The following is a 16200-nucleotide window of genomic DNA, read 5'->3' on the forward strand; positions in this document are numbered from 1 at the left end:
CCAAGCGGTCTTAGGAAGACAACTATAACACTCAACTCCTTGGCTCACAGAACGACATGGCTACGATCCGACTTACCAACTCGCGCCGTCGGCGATGGCACTCGGCTACGCCGCGCTCGCCAATCTCGGCGTTCGGCATTTGTCCGAGCCCTATCGAGAAGAAGTGATGCGCGCGACCGGCGGAGCGGTCGCCGTCGGCGGCCGCGACCGCCACAGCATGATTTATTTCGGCCAGAGCCGGAACGGCCTGGCGCTCGGCGTACAACTCGACGTCGGCTCGCGGGTGCCGATCGCAACCACCGCGATGGGGCGTGCTTATATTTGGGCATTGCCGCCCGACGAGCGCGCGGCTTTACTGCGTGAGCTGCGGGATCACTACGGCAGCCGCTGGGCCAAGATGCGCGACGGCATCGAGCGCTCCGGCGAGACGGTCGCGAAGCACGGCTTCACGATGTCCGCAGGCGACTGGCAGAACGACGTCGCCGCAGTCGGCGTTGCATTGAGATTGAACGACGGAACCGGTCCTTACGCCTTCAATTGCGGCGCGCCGGCATTCCGCTTCACGGAAGACAGATTGCTCAACGACATTGGACCTCGTCTTGTCGCGATGGTAAGGAACATCGAGCAGGCGCTCGGTGGAATGGCGCCGCAATCCAAAAAAGAAGAACGCAAAAAGACCAGAGTAGGAGGGAAAGTTGCACGTTTGGCCGAGGGGATCAGATAGCCTCCATCACGTCCAGCGAAACGCATCGCAGGGCCGCTCGCACCGCTCGAAGACGGCGGGCGAGACGAGATGACGCAGGCACAGCTCGCGCAGGGGAATGATCCCCTGCTCGCGGTTCGCGACGTCAGCGTCGTGTTCGGCGGCATCATCGCACTGAACGGCGTGTCGTTCGACATGCGCCATGGACAGATCCTCGGGCTGATCGGGCCGAACGGCGCCGGCAAGACGACGCTGTTCAATTGCCTGTCGCGGCTCTATCAGCCGTCGTCGGGCGACATCCTGATGGAAGGCAAGAGCATCCTGTCGCGCCCGCCGCACCGGATCGCCGAGATCGGCATCGGCCGCACCTTCCAGAACGTCGCGCTGTTCCCCAACCTGTCCGTGATCGACAATGTGCGCGTCGGCGCGCATGCGCGCACCTCGAGCGACATCGTCAGCGACTCGCTGCGCCTCGCCTGGGTCCGCCGCGGCGAGACCGACATGAACAAGAAGGTGCACGACATCCTCGGCTATCTCGATCTCGAGGACGTCGCCCACACCGTGGTCTCGGGACTTCCGTTCGGCACCCAGAAGCGCGTCGAACTGGCGCGCGCCCTGGCCGCGGATCCGAAGATCCTGCTGCTCGACGAGCCGGCCGGCGGCCTCAATCACGAAGAAGTCTATGTGCTCGGCGACCTGATCCGCAAAATCCGCGACGACCGCAAGATCACCGTGCTGCTGGTCGAGCATCACATGGGTCTCGTGATGTCGATCGCCGACCACGTCGTCGCGCTCAATTTCGGCCGCAAGCTTGCCGAAGGCACGCCGGCCCAGGTCCAGGCCGACCCTGATGTCATCAAGGCCTATCTGGGGAGCAAGGACCAATGACCACGATGCTCAACGTCAAGGACCTGCGCGCCTATTACGGCCAGGTCCAGGCCCTGCACGGCCTCTCCTTTTCGCTCAACGAGGGTTCGCTGACCACGCTGCTCGGCGCCAACGGCGCCGGCAAGACCACCACACTGCGGGCGATCTGCAACATGGTGCGCTCCACCGGCGCGATCGAGTTCGAGGGCAAGCCGATCGGCACGCGCTCGACCGAAAACGTGGTCCGCCTCGGCATCGCCCACGTGCCGCAGGGCCGCGGCACCTTCACCAACATGACGGTGGAGGAAAACCTGCAGCTCGGCGCCATCAGCCGCCCGGACAAGAAGGCGATCGGCGCCGACATCGAACGGATGTACGAGCATTTCCCGGTGCTGAAGCAGCGCTACACCCAGCAGGCCGGCACGCTGTCCGGCGGCGAGCAGCAGATGCTCGCGGTGGCGCGCGCGCTGATGCTGCGGCCGCGCCTGATGCTGCTCGACGAGCCGTCGTTCGGCCTCGCGCCGCTGATCGTGCGCGACCTGTTCCGCATCCTCGGAAAGATCAATCGCGAGGAAAAGGTGACCATCCTGGTGGTCGAGCAGAATGCGCAGCTCGCGCTCGAGCTCGCCGACCAGGCCTACGTGATCGAAACCGGACGGATCGTGATGTCGGGCAATGCCAAGGACATCGCGAACAACGAAGACGTCCGCAAATCCTATCTCGGCTACTGAGGGAGCTGGCACAATGGAGCTTTTTGCCAACCAGGTCCTGGCCGGCATCGCCACCGGCGCGATCTATGCCTGCATGGCGCTCGCGGTGGTCATGATCTACCAGGCCATCGACCATTTGAATTTCGCCCAGGGCGAAATGGCGATGTTCTCGACCTTCGTGTCCTGGCAGCTGATGCAATGGGGCGTGCCATATTGGGGCGCCTTCGTGCTCACCGTCGCCTTTTCGTTCGCCGCCGGCATCGTCATCGAGCGGTTGCTGTTCAAGCCGCTGGCGAAGGCGCCGATCCTGACCAACGTCGCCGGCTTCATCGCGCTCTACGCGATCATCAACTCGGTCGCCGGCCTGATCTGGGACTTCACCATCAAGCAGTATCCGACGCCGTTCGGTTCCTCACCGTTCCTCGGCAGCCAGCTGATCTCGACCCACCAGGCCGGCATGATCGGCATCACGCTGTTGATGCTGCTCCTGCTGTTCTTCTTCTTCCGCTTCACCCGGGTCGGTCTTGCGATGCGCGCCGCCGCATCGCTGCCGGAATCGGCCCGGCTGGTCGGCATCAACACCTCGTGGATGATCGCGCTGGGCTGGGGCATGGCCGCCTCGATCGGGTCGATCGCCGGCATGATGATCGCACCTGTGGTGTTCCTCGAGCCTAACATGATGCTCGGCGTGCTGATCTATGGATTTGCCGCAGCCGTGCTCGGCGGCCTGTCGAGCCCGTTCGGCGCCGTCATGGGTGGCTTCCTGGTCGGCGTCTTCGAGAACCTCGTCGGCACCTACATCCCCGGCGTCGGCAATGAACTGAAACTTCCGATCGCGCTTGCGCTGATCATCGTCGTCCTGGTCGTGAAACCGGCAGGCCTGTTCGGCCGCGCCATCGTGAAGCGAGTTTGATCATGAGCGCCGCTGAAGAAATCGTCACAGAAGGCTCCGCCGTCGAGGCCGTTCCCAAGCGCGCCATGACGCTCGGCTATGGCACCTCGCTCGTGGTGCTCGCCGCGCTCGTCCTGATCCCGCTGTTCGTGAAGAACTTCATCATCTTCCAGATGACGATGCTTCTGATCTACGGCCTTGCGGTGCTGGCGCTCAACATCCTGACCGGCGGAAGCGGCCAGTTCTCGCTCGGCCAGAGCGCGTTCTATGCCGTCGGCGCCTATACCTCGGCGATCCTGATGGAGCATGTGGGCATGAACTATGCCCTCACGCTGCCGATCGCCGGCATCGTCTGCTTCGCCTTCGGCTTCCTGTTCGGCCAGCCGGCGCTGCGGCTATCCGGCGTCTATCTGGCGCTCGCGACCTTTGCGCTAGCCACCGCGATGCCTCAGCTTCTGAAGCTGGGCTATTTCGAGCACTGGACCGGCGGCGTGCAGGGTCTCGTGGTCACCAAGCCGGATGCGCCGTTCGGCCTGCCGATGGGGCAGGACATGTGGCTGTATTACTTCACGCTGGTGGTCACGATCGCGATCTATATCGCTTCGGTGAACCTGCTGCGCTCGCGCTCCGGCCGCGCCTTCATGGCGATCCGCGACAACGAGATCGCGGCTTCCGCGATGGGCGTCGACGTCGCGCTGTACAAGACGCTGGCGTTCGGCGTCTCGGCCGGCATCACCGGCGTTGCCGGCGGTCTCGGCGCCATCGCAGTGCAGTTCGTGGCGCCCGACGGCTACACCATCCAGCTCGCGATCTCGCTGTTCCTCGGCATGGTGGTCGGCGGCGTCGGCTGGCTGCCCGGCTCGATCGTAGGCTCCGCCTTCATCATCTTCGTGCCCAACATCGCCGAGGGTATTTCGAAGGGCCTTTCGGGCGCGGTGTTCGGCGTGCTGCTGTTCCTCGTCATCTTCCTCGTGCCGCACGGCGCCAGGCAGGTTGCGATCGTTGCCCAGCAACTGGCCGCAAAGTTCAAGAAAAACTGACAGCCTATAGAAGCAAACCAGGAGATATTATGCTTTCTACCGTTCGGATCGCCGCGATTTCCGCGGCGATCGTCGCTGTTGCCGCGACGTCCACTGCCGCATTCGCCCAAAAGAAATACGACACCGGCGCAAGCGATACCGAGATCAAGGTCGGCAACATCATCCCCTATTCGGGACCAGCCTCCGCCTATGGCGTGATCGGCAAGACCGAAGAAGCCTACTTCAAGATGATCAACGATCGCGGCGGCATCAACGGCCGCAAGGTCAATTTCGTCAGCTATGACGACGCCTATTCGCCGCCGAAGGCGGTCGAGCAGGTGCGCAAGCTGGTCGAGAGCGACGAGGTATTGCTCGTCTTCAACCCGCTCGGCACCCCGTCCAACACCGCGATCCAGAAATACCTGAATTCCAAGAAGATCCCGCAGCTGTTCGTCGCGACCGGCGCCACCAAGTGGAACGACCCGAAGAACTTCCCGTGGACCATGGGCTGGCAGCCGAGCTACCAGAGCGAAGCGCAGATCTACGCCAAGTGGCTGATGAAGGAGAAGCCCGACGCCAAGATCGCGATCCTCTATCAGAACGACGATTTCGGCAAAGACTACCTCAAGGGCACCAAGGACGGCTTTGGCGCCAAGGCGGCCTCCAGCATCATCATGGAGGAGAGCTATGAGATTTCGGAGCCGTCGATCGACGGCCACATCGTCAAGATCAAGGCCGCCAATCCCGACGTGCTGCTGATCTACACCACGCCGAAGTTCGGCGCGCAGACCATCAAGAAGACCGCCGAGCTCGGCTGGAAGCCGCTGCAGATCATCACCAACGTGTCGGCCTCGGTCGGCAGCGTGATGCAGCCGGCGGGCTTCGACAACGCGCAGGGCGTGCTGTCGGCGGCCTACGCCAAGGACGGCGCCGACACACAGTGGAACAACGACCCCGGCATGAAGAAGTGGGCCGAGTTTCTCGACAAGTACATGCCGGGCGCCGACAAGACCGACGGCGGCTATGTGTACGGCTATGGCGCCGCACAGACGCTCGCCAAGGTGCTCGAAATGTGCGGCGACGATCTCACCCGCGCCAACGTCATGAAGCAGGCGGCGAGCCTGAAGGACTTTACGCCCGACACCCTGCTGCCCGGCGTCAAGATCAACACCTCGGCCACCGACTTCGCCCCGATCGCCCAGCTGCAGATGCAGCGTTTCAAGGGGCAGAAGTGGGAGCTGTTCGGTGACATCATTTCCGGCGACGTCCCCTCCGAGTGACGTTGCACTGCGGGAATAAAACAACAGCCTCCGCGATATCCGTCGCGGGGGCTTTTTGTTGACGCCCCGCGCCGATGGTATTGAATACTCCAAACAAAGAACCCGAGGTGGGGAAACCATGACTGCCGCACGTCCGTCCCTGACGGCGCTGTTGTCCGCATTCGCTCTGATCCTGACGAGCTGCAATGTCGCGCTGGCGCAGAAGAAATACGACACCGGGGCCAGCGACACCGAGATCAAGATCGGCAACACCATGCCCTACAGCGGCCCCGCCTCGGCCTATGGCACGATCGGCAAGACCGAGGCCGCCTACTTCAGGATGATCAACGATGCCGGCGGCATCCACGGCCGCAAGATCAAGTTCATCTCCTACGATGACGGCTACTCGCCGCCCAAGACGGTGGAGCAGGCGCGCAAGCTGGTCGAGAACGACGAAGTGCTGCTGCTGTTCGGCTCGGTCGGGACCGCGACCAATGCGGCGATCCGGAAATACATGAACGAGAAGCAGGTGCCGCAGCTGTTCATCGCCTCCGGCGCCTCGAAGTGGAACGACCCGAAAGATTATCCGTGGACCATGGGCTGGCAGCCGTCCTACCAGGACGAGGCGCGGGTCTACGCAAAATACATCATGAAGCACAAGCCCGACGCCAAGGTCGCCGTGCTCTACCAGAACGACGATTTCGGCAAGGACTACCTCAAGGGCCTGAAGGACGCCTTCGGCGACAAGGCATCGATGATCGTCGCCGAGGAGGCCTACGAGACATCCGAGCCCACGATCGACAGCCACATCGTCAAGCTGAAGGCCACCGGTGCCGACACCTTCGTCAGCATCACGACGCCGAAATTCGCGGCACAGGCGATCAAGAAGGCCGCCGAGATCGCGTGGACGCCGTTGCAGATCGTCGCCAATGTCTCGGCGTCGGTCGGCGGCGTGATGCAGCCGGCGGGCTTCGAGAATTCGCAGGGTATCCTATCGGCATCCTATCTCAAGGACGGCGCCGATCCGCAGTGGGACAAGGATCCCGGCATGGAAAAATTCCTCGCCTTCCTCAAGAAGAATTATCCCGACGCCAACAAGCTCGACGGCGCCACTTCGTTCGGCTACGCCGCCGCACAGACCATGGTGAAGGTGCTGGAGATGTGCGGTGACGACCTCACCCGCGCCAATGTCATGAAGCAGGCCGCAAGCCTGAAGGATTTCGTCCCCGGCACGCTGCTGCCGGGCATCAGCATCAACACCTCGGCCACCGATTTCGCACCGATCAAGCAACTGCGCCTGATGCGGTTCAAGGGCGAAAGGTGGGAGCTGTTCGGGGACATCATTTCGAGCAATCTGAGCAACTGATCGTCACGTCGGTCTGTTCGATCCGCTCGCTCAACTCAACAGCGTCGCTTTACTCGACAGCAATCTCCGCGGTTGGCTCCACGCACACGCGAACGCGTTGGCGGATTTTTGAGCAGCGGCCCGCCTTGAGGGTGGTCGACTAAAGACGCAGCCCCTGCGGCAATGCCGCAGGGGCTTTTCATTGAGACACCCCAGGTAAGATGATAGTTTTTACGACCAATAATGAGCCCTCGAAACAGGGGGCCGCGACACATCATCGGCAATCAGGGAGAGAAACGGCATGTCTGCAATACGACAATTGACGGCATTTGCTGCTGCGCTTGCGCTCGTCGCCGCATCCGGCAGCGCGGCGCTTGCCCAGAAGAAATACGACACCGGCGCCTCCGACACCGAGATCAAGATCGGCAACATCATGCCCTATAGCGGAGCGGCCTCAGCCTATGGCGTGATCGGCAAGACCGAGGAGGCCTATTTCCGCAAGATCAACGCCGAGGGCGGCATCAACGGCCGCAAGATCACCTTCATCAGCTACGACGACGCTTACACTCCGCCGAAGACGGTCGAGCAGGCGCGCAAGCTGGTCGAGAGCGACGAGGTACTGCTGATCTTCAATTCGCTCGGCACGCCACCGAACTCGGCGATCCAAAAATACATGAACCAGAAGAAGGTGCCGCAACTGTTCGTCGCCACCGGCGCCACCAAGTGGAACGACCCGCAGAATTTCCCCTGGACGATGGGCTGGCAGCCCAACTACCAGAGCGAGTCCATCATCTATGCGAAGTACATCCTGAAGAACAAGCCGGATGCCAAAATCGCGGTGCTCTACCAGAACGACGACTACGGCAAGGACTATCTGAAGGGATTCAAGGACGGGCTCGGCGCCAAGGCCGCGTCGATGATCGTCGCCGAGGACAGCTATGAGGTGACGGAGCCGACCATCGACTCCCACATCGTCAGGCTCAAGGCCTCCGGCGCCGACGTATTCTTCAACATCACGACGCCGAAGTTCGCCGCACAGGCGATCAAGAAGAATGCCGAGCTCGGCTGGAAGCCGCTGCACTTCCTCAACAACGTCTCCGGATCGATCGGCAGCGTGATCAAGCCCGCGGGCTTCGAGAACGCCCAGGACATCGTCTCGTCGCAATATTTCAAGGATCCGACCGACGCGCAGTGGAAGACCGACAAGGCGATGATCGCCTGGAACGAATTCCTCGATAAGTACTATCCGGAAGCGAACCGGGCCGATGCCTCCGTGATGTACGCCTATATCGTCTCGCAGGGCCTGGTCCACGTGCTCAAGGCCTGCGGTGACAATCTGACCCGCGAGAACATCATGAAGCAGGCGGCCAGCATTCGCGATTACGAGCCCGGCGGCCTGCTGCCCGGCGTCAAGGTCAACACCTCGGCGACCGATTTCGCGCCGCTTTCGCAACTGCAATTGATCCGCTTCAAGGGCGAGACCTGGGAGCGCTTCGGCGAAGTCTTGAGCGCCGACGTCGGCGGTTAGGCCGGGAAGGTCGACCAAAGATACCGCCCCTGCGGCGTTTGCCGCAGGGGCTTCTCATTGAGGCGAACCGCCTAAAATGATAATCACTGCAGCCAAATAAAGAGCTCTCCAAGCAAGAGGCCGAGACACATGACAAACAGGGAGAGAGACATAGATGTCCGCTACCAAAAAACTTGCGGTCCTCGGGGCCGCGCTCGCGCTCGTCGCGACATCCGGCAGCGCTGCGCTTGCCCAGAAGAAATACGACACCGGCGCCAGCGATACCGAGATCAAGATCGGCAACATCATGCCCTACAGCGGCCCGGCGTCCGCCTATGGCGTCATCGGCCGCACCGAGGCCGCCTATTTCAAGAAGGTCAACGACGCCGGCGGCATCAATGGCCGCAAGATCAACTTCATCTCCTACGATGACGCCTACTCGCCGCCGAAGGCCGTGGAACAGGCCCGCAAGCTGGTCGAGAGCGACGAGGTGCTGCTGATCTTCAACTCGCTCGGCACGCCGTCGAACTCGGCGATCCAGAAATACATGAACTCCAAGAAGGTGCCGCAGCTGTTCGTCGCCACCGGCGCCACCAAGTGGAACGACCCGAAGGACTTTCCCTGGACCATGGGCTGGCAGCCCAACTACCAGAGCGAGACCCAGATCTACGCCAAGTACATCCTGAAGAACATGCCGAACGCCAAGATCGCGGTGCTCTACCAGAATGACGATTACGGCAAGGACTACCTGAAGGGCCTGAAGGACGGGCTCGGCCAGAAGGCCGCCAGCATGATCGTCGCCGAAGAAAGCTTCGAGACCTCCCAGCCGACCATCGACAGCAACATCGTCAAGCTGAAGGCGAGCAACGCCGACGTCTTCATCGACATCGCGACGCCGAAATTCGCGGCCCAGGCAATCAAGAAGGTCGCCGAAATCGGCTGGAAGCCGACCCACTTCCTCAACAACGTGTCGGCATCGGTCGGCAGCGTGATCAAGCCGGCCGGCTTCGAGAACGCGCAGGACATCATCTCCGCCGCCTACCTGAAGGACGCTTCCGACAAGCAATGGGACAATGACCCCGGCATGAAGGAGTTCTACGCCTTCATGGCCAAGGACTTCCCCGAAGGCGACAAGCTCGACGGCGGCACCGTGGTCGGCTTCGGCGTGGCGCAGACGCTGGTCCAGGTGCTGAAGCAGTGCGGCGACAACCTCACCCGCGAGAACATCATGAAGCAGGCCGCAAGCCTGAAGGACTTCCGCACCGAGGTGCTGCTGCCTGGCGTCAAGATCAACACCGCGGCGAACGATTTCGCGCCGATCAGCCAGCTGCAGCTGATGAAGTTCAAGGGCGAGAAATGGGAACTGTTCGGCGAGGTCATCAGCGCCGACGTCGGCGGCTGATCTCCCGCCGCCTCCCGACCGGGAATGGCCCCTGCGATACCCTCGCAGGGGGCTTTTTGTTGGCGCATTTCCGGGCGAAGCGGGTACCGGTTCGCGCGAAGAAGACGCGTCGGAAACCAGAATACAAAGCCATGGCCTGCTCGCAGGCCGGCCCGGGCAATGCCCGCTTACACTTTGCCCGGCAATACGCTAGGTAAACCGGCAAGAAACCCGACAAGAAACCGACGCCCTTGCGCGGCGGCAACAACAAGGAGATTTCGGGACATGCCGATGCCGATCCGACACCGTGTCGCAACCGCCCTGTTCGGCCTCGCCGTCGCCGCCGCGACCGGCAATGCCGCATGGGCGCAGAAGAAATACGACACCGGTGCGAGCGACACCGAGATCAAGATCGGCAACATCGTGCCCTATAGCGGCCCGGCGTCGGCCTATGGCGTGGTCGGCAAGGCGATGGCCGCGGTGTTCAAGAAGGTCAACGACGACGGCGGCATCAACGGGCGCAAGATCACTTTCGTCTCCTATGACGACGCCTACTCGCCGCCGAAGGCCGTCGAGCAGGCCCGCAAGCTGGTCGAGAGCGACGAGGTGCTGTTCCTGTTCGGCACGCTCGGCACCGCCTCCAACACCGCGATCCAGAAATATCTCAACGCCAAGAAGGTACCGCAGCTGTTCGTCGCCACCGGCGCGACCAAGTGGAACGATCCGAAGGCCTTCCCCTGGACCATGGGCTGGCTGCCCAGCTACCAGAGCGAGTCGCGGATCTACGCGAAATATCTGCTCAAGGAAAAGCCCGCCACCAAGGTCGCGGTGCTCTACCAGAACGACGACATGGGCAAGGACTACCTCAAGGGCCTGGAAGACGGCTTCGCCAGCGATCCCGCGCGCGTCGTCGCCAAGGAGAGCTATGAAGTCGCCGAGCCGACGATCGATTCCCATGTGGTGCGGCTGAAATCCTCCAATCCCGACGTCATCGTCTTCTTCACCACGCCGAAATTCGGCGCCCAGGCGATCAAGAAGCTCGGCGAGATGAACTGGAAGCCGGTGACCATCGTCTCCAACGTCTCGGCCTCCACCGCGACCGTGATGCGTCCGGCCGGCCTCGACAATGCGCAGGGCGTGATCTCGGCCGCCTACGCCAAGGACGCCAGCGATCCGCAGTGGAAGGATGACGCCGGCATGAAGGCGTTCGACGAACTGCTCGCCAAATACATGCCTGACACCAACCGCGTCGATGCCTCGGCGATGACCGGCTACAACATGGCGACCACGATGGTCGAGGTGCTGCGCCGCTGCGGTGACGACCTCACCCGCGCCAATGTGATGAAGCAGGCGGCGAGCCTGAAGCAATTCGCGCAGGGCGGCCTGCTGCCCGGCGTGACGCTGTCGACCGGGCCTGCCGACTTCCAGCCGATCGAACAGCTCCAGCTGATGCAGTTCAAGGGCGAGCGCTGGCAATTGTTCGGCGACGTCATCAGCGGCGAAGTCGGCGGACACTGACCGCGTTACATAAGGCACAACCATGACCGACCGTCGTCCTTTCCTGCGTTCGATCTTCGATGCCGCTGTGGCGGCTGCGCATCCCGACGTCGTGCTGGCGTCGCGGCTGCGGCCGGTGCCGAAGGGACGGGTGATCTGTCTCTGCGCAGGCAAGGGCGCCGCGGCGATGGCCGCGGCGGCCGAGCGGCATTATCTCGACGCGCTCGAGCTCGATCCGTCGCGGCTGGTCGGCATCGCCACCACCCGCCACGGCCATGGCGTGCCGACCCGCCGTATCAAGGTGGTCGAGGCCGGCCACCCGGTGCCCGACGAGGCCGGGCTCAAGGCGGCGGACGACACGCTGCGGCTCGCCGCGACCGCGACCCCGGACGATCTCCTGCTGGTGCTGCTGACCGGCGGCGGTTCGGCGAACTGGATCGCGCCGGTCGACGGCGTGAGCTTTACCCAGAAGCAGCAGGTCAACCGCGCACTGCTGCGCTCCGGCGCGCCGATCGGCGAGATGAACACCGTGCGCAAGCATCTCTCGCGCATCAAGGGCGGACGGCTGGCGCGCGCCGGCCAGCACGCGGCCGAGATCGTCACGCTGGCGATATCGGACGTGCCGCATGACGATCCCTCCGCGATCGCCTCCGGGCCGACGGTGCCGGATCCGACCACGCTGGCGGACGCCCGCGCACTGGTCGCCAAATACAATCTCTCGATCGACGACGCGGTCCGCCGCGCGCTCGACGATCCCGCGAACGAAAGCTGCAAGCCCGGCGATGCCGTCTTCGCGCGGGCGACATTCGAACTGCTGGCAAAGCCGAAGGCCTCGATCGACGCCGCGGTGAAGGTCGCGCGGGACGCCGGCTACGAGACCATCGCGCTCGGCGCCGATCTCGAAGGCGAGGCCCGCGAGATCGCGGCCGCGCATGCGCGGCTGGCGCTGAAGGCGCGCAGCGAAGGCAAGCGGGTCGCGATCATCTCCGGCGGCGAGCTGACGGTGACGGTGCGCGGCAACGGCCGCGGCGGCCCCAACCAGGAATACGCGCTGGCGCTGGCCGGCCTGCTGAAGGATACGCCCGACGTCTCAGCGCTGGCCGCCGATACCGACGGCGCCGACGGCGGCGCCGGCAGCGCGACCGACCCGGCCGGCGCCGTGATCGACCAGGCGACATTCGCGAAGATGAAATCGATCGGCCTCGATCCGAAGGCCTATCTCGAGAACAACGATGCGACGGGGTTCTTCGCCCAGACCGGGGATTTGTTGCTGACCGGACCGACGCTGACCAACGTCAATGACGTGCGGGTGATTTTGGTGGATTAGGCCGTATCCTTGACGGACCCAAGGCCAGTCTCGGGCTGCGCCCAAAGCTCCTGATAGTTACGAAACTTCGCAAGCGTCTCGTCATATCGCGTCGGCTCGAGCACCGGCAAAATGCGCTTCAACACTGAGTTGATCGGCGCGGAGGTGTGCCGAACGTATAAGTCGATCGGATCAAGCAAGTGCCTCAGGTGCAGCTTTGGATCATAGTTCAGCCCGCTGCTGCGAAACCATTTGTACCCGTTGGCGATTGCCCAGCTCACCATGTCGCGAAACACATAATGATAGAGGTGCAGGTCTAAGGCGACATCGTAGTCGAGACCTATGTACTCCGCATAGATCGCGTCACCATGTACCATGCATGCGGCAAACGCGACGATCCGCTCGTTCTGACGCCAGAGGAAGAAGCGGACCTTGTCCCCCATCCGCCGCCCCAAGTCGCAGAAGTATCGTTCCGTCAGCTTCTCGAAGTGCAGTTTCGAACGCTGATAGACTTGGAAATACAATGGATAGATCTGCGCGATCACCGGCGTCGCGTCGTTGACGACGTTCATCTCGACGGATGGAGAGGCCCGCGCTGTCGCCTCAAACTTCTTGCGAAGTTTCTTGCGGGTTGCGCTGTTGAGCGCATGATTCATATAGTCATCGAAATTGGCGTAATCGATGCAAAGCCTGATCATGGGCAGGCTGGGGATGCGGGTGAAGCCGTGAGCGATCAAGCAGTCGAGGATTGGTCGGTATCGCGCCGGAAACTCTTTGAGCACGATCAGCCGCGCCCCGAGCCTGCGAGCATGTATTGCAATCGTAGAGGCCAGCAGTTCCGCGCAGCCTCGATGGCAGGCCTCGTCCCCGTCAAGATGACCTTCCCCTGCGACGCACCCGACCATGAGCGCACGGGCGCGCATCAAACCTGGCCACATCCGGCGAATGGCGTCGATGAGTACGCCAAACCGCGGCCTCGCACCGGCCAGCAAATCCAGGTCCATTAGGAAGAATGGCTGTACAGCACAAACCTGATCAACCGCATCTTTGATGAGGAAATACCGGTAATCGAACTCGGGATGAAGGGTATCCTCGACCAACTCATAGTATCGATGATCCTTGCGCTCGCTCGCGAAGGCGAACTGCCAGCGCGGACAACGCTCCAAATCGTTCCGCACGATGACTTGGAGACGCGGCGGACATTGCATCGGCACGCGTCTCGTGAGGTCGCCGATTTGGCTCGTCAAGTGCGCTGTTGCAGCTTCCGGCACGATCTCACGCTCGCCACGGATCCCGGCCCTAGGCAGCATTTATCACGGCGCCAAAACAAAGCAGCTAACATATCCGTCAGAAACTAACTCGTTAGTCATTTGCGATTTGGCGTTGGAGCAGAACACTCCTGATACGACCCGCATGCGCGGACACTCGCCGTCCAGCGCGGCATCCGGGGAGCGGACTCATGGCAGCGGTGATTGGAGTCACGGGACTTGCATTTGAGGCGCGGATCGCTGCAGACCTGCATACGCAGGCGATCTGCAGTGGCGATGGCAGCACGCTCGCGGAGTCTCTCGCGTCGGCAATTGCTGAGGATTGCTACGGTCTTATCAGCTTTGGCGTCGCGGGCGGCCTTTCGCCCGACCTCCCGGCAGGCGCATGCGTCGTAGCATCGACGATCGTTTCGGAAACGATTCAGCTCTTCACTGATCGAGACTGGTCGCAAGCCTTGCTTCGACTCATCCCCGGTTCGATTTATGGCCCTATTGCTGGTGTGACCACGGTCGCCATGCATCCAGAAGCGAAGCGCTCGCTGCATATGAGTACAGGCGCGCTGGCGGTCGATAACGAATCCCATGTGGCGGCGAGTGTCGCTGCAGCGCGCGGCCTCCCTATGACTGCCGTCCGCGTGATCATGGATCCGGCCGGTCGGCAGCTTCCTGCCGCCGCCCTGTCCGCAGTGCGTGCAAACGGGACGATCGATCTCGCCGCGCTGGTCCGTGCGACAATGAAACAGCCGAGCGAGTTACCGATGCTGCTTCGGACCAGTCTCGACGCACTGTCCGGATTTGCGGCACTGCTTCGCTGCCGTCAATTGCTTGGCCCTGGATTAGGGTTGCCTTCCTTGCAAGCAGAAGAGTCGGAGCCAAGTTCAAGTATCGTAGCGGACGATCGTATGATCGCCCTCTAGTCGCTTTTTTAGCCGAACGGGCTGCTATACCTGCCGACTGCGTGCGTGACCTCAACGCGCATTGAAAGTGAGGCCGGCGCGCTCCTTTAGACGCTTGCGCAAGGCCGGCCCCATCAGCGCGCCCGGCGTCCAGATGCCGCCCTCACCCTGCACGTCACGCACGACGCAGAGAGCGCTTTCGGTGATCATCTTGCTTGTCGAGCCATAGCCTGGATCGCGGTCGCCGGTGACAACGGCTTCGACCCGTCCGCCATCCGGCACCTCGCCCAGAAAGAAGATGTCGTAGAAGCCCCTCTCGCGCGCTTCCCGGGTCGGGCCTGCGCCGCGTTTGAGACCGCCGGTCCCGAACAAGGACACCACCGTGGCGAACGTCTCCGTCGTCACGCTCGCGATGTCCCCAAGTCCCGGCGCCACCATCATCTCGTCATAAACGAAGTCCCTGCCGTAGGGATGGCCCAACAGGAAGTTCGTGCGGTGCACGTTCTTGGTGTTGATCGGCGCCATCGGGAACGGCACGAGCCACGCGTGCATGCTCGTGTCATATTCGGGGACGAGGCCCGACGGCTGAGACGGCCCAGTGAAGCCCGGCGTCAACGCGAAGGGATCGGTCAGCAGCCGGATCAGGGCCGGGTCGCGCGCCGCGGCGGCCAGCGTCGCCTGAGCGCTCGCCGCGGTGCCGCCAGACATGCCACCCCTCACCTTGCGCAGACGGGCCTTCACCCGCCGCGCCGCGCGTCCGAATTTCTCGCGCGCCTTCTCCTGCAACGTGAGCACACCGAGATCGAACGGGATGGAATCGAAGCCACAGGAGAAGACGATGCGCGCGCCGGTCCGTTTTGCCTCTTCGTGATGGGCGTCGATCATACCCCGCATCCAGCCCGGTTCGCCGCAAAGATCAACATAGGCCGTGCCGGTGGCCGCGCATGCCGCCACTAGCTCGGGACCGTGAAGCTGATAGGGCCCGACCGTGGTGACGACCACGGTCGCGCGCTCGCACATCGAACGCAGGCTGGCCGGCTCGGCGGCATCCGCCTTCACTAACGGCAAATCGTCCGGTGCGCCGATGTCGGCACGCACTTTCTGGAGTTTGTCGGTCGAGCGTCCCGCAATTGCCCAGGACGGAGCATCGTCGCCGCGATAGGATGTCGCCAGATATTCGGCGATGAGACCCCCGGTGTAACCCGTCGCGCCATAGACGATGAGGTCGAAGTCCCGCTTCACGGCGTTGATCCTCCTCGAGCCCCCGGAAGCGCTCCCTTCAGATCCGTTAGCAACGCTCGGTACGCTTCGCGGCCATTTGCGAGGGGCCGGGCAACATACGGGCCATCGCGCTTGACGGACGATACCACAATTGCCGCCCTTCGGCGCGCAACCTCCCGGCGATTTCCGGTCCCCCCTTGAGAGCCATCGTGAGTACGGACGCTGGTCGGCGTGAGCCGAAGCAACAGCCGGCACATTTGAGCGCCTGTGGCCGCTTGCAAACGCCCTCCGACGGCCTACCATGGATTGGGGAGTTCGCGTGCAGGAGC

Annotated in this window: 13 protein-coding genes and 1 pseudogene; 12 read left to right on the top strand and 2 right to left on the bottom strand. The window is 62.7% G+C overall.

Going from position 1 to position 16200, the window contains the following annotated elements; all coding sequences use genetic code 11:
- Positions 1–73: 73 nt before the first annotated feature.
- From Q2M23_RS25500 to Q2M23_RS25550, 11 genes and pseudogenes are all read left to right on the top strand, one after another.
- A pseudogene (locus Q2M23_RS25500) lies at positions 74–724 on the top strand (IclR family transcriptional regulator); the annotation flags it as partial.
- A 69-nt stretch (positions 725–793) separates the two neighbouring features.
- Positions 794–1591, top strand: a complete 798-nt coding sequence (locus tag Q2M23_RS25505) for an ABC transporter ATP-binding protein (protein WP_016847575.1) — start codon at positions 794–796, stop codon at positions 1589–1591.
- Positions 1588–2301, top strand: a complete 714-nt coding sequence (locus Q2M23_RS25510) for an ABC transporter ATP-binding protein (RefSeq protein WP_038384532.1) — start codon at positions 1588–1590, stop codon at positions 2299–2301. Before Q2M23_RS25505 ends, Q2M23_RS25510 begins: the two co-directional genes overlap by 4 nt.
- A gap of 13 nt (positions 2302–2314) precedes the next feature.
- Complete coding sequence (locus Q2M23_RS25515; RefSeq protein WP_028339071.1) at positions 2315–3193, top strand: branched-chain amino acid ABC transporter permease; 879 nt, start codon at positions 2315–2317, stop codon at positions 3191–3193.
- A gap of 2 nt (positions 3194–3195) precedes the next feature.
- Positions 3196–4212, top strand: a complete 1017-nt coding sequence (locus Q2M23_RS25520; RefSeq protein ID WP_057016013.1) for a branched-chain amino acid ABC transporter permease — start codon at positions 3196–3198, stop codon at positions 4210–4212.
- 29 nt (positions 4213–4241) lie between these two features.
- Positions 4242–5471: an ABC transporter substrate-binding protein gene (locus tag Q2M23_RS25525; protein WP_028338101.1), complete on the top strand. Its 1230-nt coding sequence runs from the start codon at positions 4242–4244 to the stop codon at positions 5469–5471.
- Positions 5472–5589: 118 nt separating this feature from the next.
- Positions 5590–6816, top strand: a complete 1227-nt coding sequence (locus Q2M23_RS25530; RefSeq protein ID WP_057016012.1) for an ABC transporter substrate-binding protein — start codon at positions 5590–5592, stop codon at positions 6814–6816.
- Between the two features lie 280 nt (positions 6817–7096).
- The gene (locus Q2M23_RS25535) at positions 7097–8323 is read left to right on the top strand and encodes an ABC transporter substrate-binding protein (RefSeq protein WP_076832477.1); all 1227 of its coding nucleotides are present in this window, start codon (positions 7097–7099) and stop codon (positions 8321–8323) included.
- A 154-nt stretch (positions 8324–8477) separates the two neighbouring features.
- A complete protein-coding gene (locus tag Q2M23_RS25540; RefSeq protein WP_057016010.1) occupies positions 8478–9704 on the top strand; it encodes an ABC transporter substrate-binding protein in 1227 nt (408 codons plus the stop codon).
- Positions 9705–9968: 264 nt separating this feature from the next.
- Positions 9969–11201 carry an ABC transporter substrate-binding protein gene (locus tag Q2M23_RS25545; RefSeq protein WP_316397442.1) on the top strand — a complete coding sequence of 411 codons (1233 nt, stop codon included), beginning with the start codon at positions 9969–9971 and terminating at the stop codon, positions 11199–11201.
- A gap of 22 nt (positions 11202–11223) precedes the next feature.
- On the top strand, positions 11224–12507 hold the full coding sequence (locus Q2M23_RS25550; RefSeq protein ID WP_316397444.1) for a glycerate kinase: 1284 nt from the start codon (positions 11224–11226) through the stop codon (positions 12505–12507).
- On the opposite strand, the gene Q2M23_RS25555 is transcribed toward Q2M23_RS25550, so the two are convergent.
- Positions 12504–13733, bottom strand: coding sequence for a GNAT family N-acetyltransferase (locus Q2M23_RS25555; RefSeq protein WP_375166581.1), 1230 nt, complete (start codon positions 13731–13733; stop codon positions 12504–12506). The genes Q2M23_RS25550 and Q2M23_RS25555 overlap by 4 nt on opposite strands.
- Before the next feature lie 212 nt (positions 13734–13945).
- Between Q2M23_RS25555 and Q2M23_RS25560 the strand changes: the two genes are divergently transcribed.
- On the top strand, positions 13946–14671 hold the full coding sequence (locus Q2M23_RS25560; RefSeq protein ID WP_168857608.1) for an adenosylhopane nucleosidase: 726 nt from the start codon (positions 13946–13948) through the stop codon (positions 14669–14671).
- 51 nt (positions 14672–14722) lie between these two features.
- On the opposite strand, the gene Q2M23_RS25565 is transcribed toward Q2M23_RS25560, so the two are convergent.
- Positions 14723–15892 carry a saccharopine dehydrogenase family protein gene (locus tag Q2M23_RS25565; RefSeq protein WP_316397446.1) on the bottom strand — a complete coding sequence of 390 codons (1170 nt, stop codon included), beginning with the start codon at positions 15890–15892 and terminating at the stop codon, positions 14723–14725.
- Between the last annotated feature and the right edge of the window lie 308 nt (positions 15893–16200).

The organism is Bradyrhizobium sp. 33ap4, assembly GCF_032654765.1.
Taxonomy (GTDB): domain Bacteria; phylum Pseudomonadota; class Alphaproteobacteria; order Rhizobiales; family Xanthobacteraceae; genus Bradyrhizobium; species Bradyrhizobium australafricanum.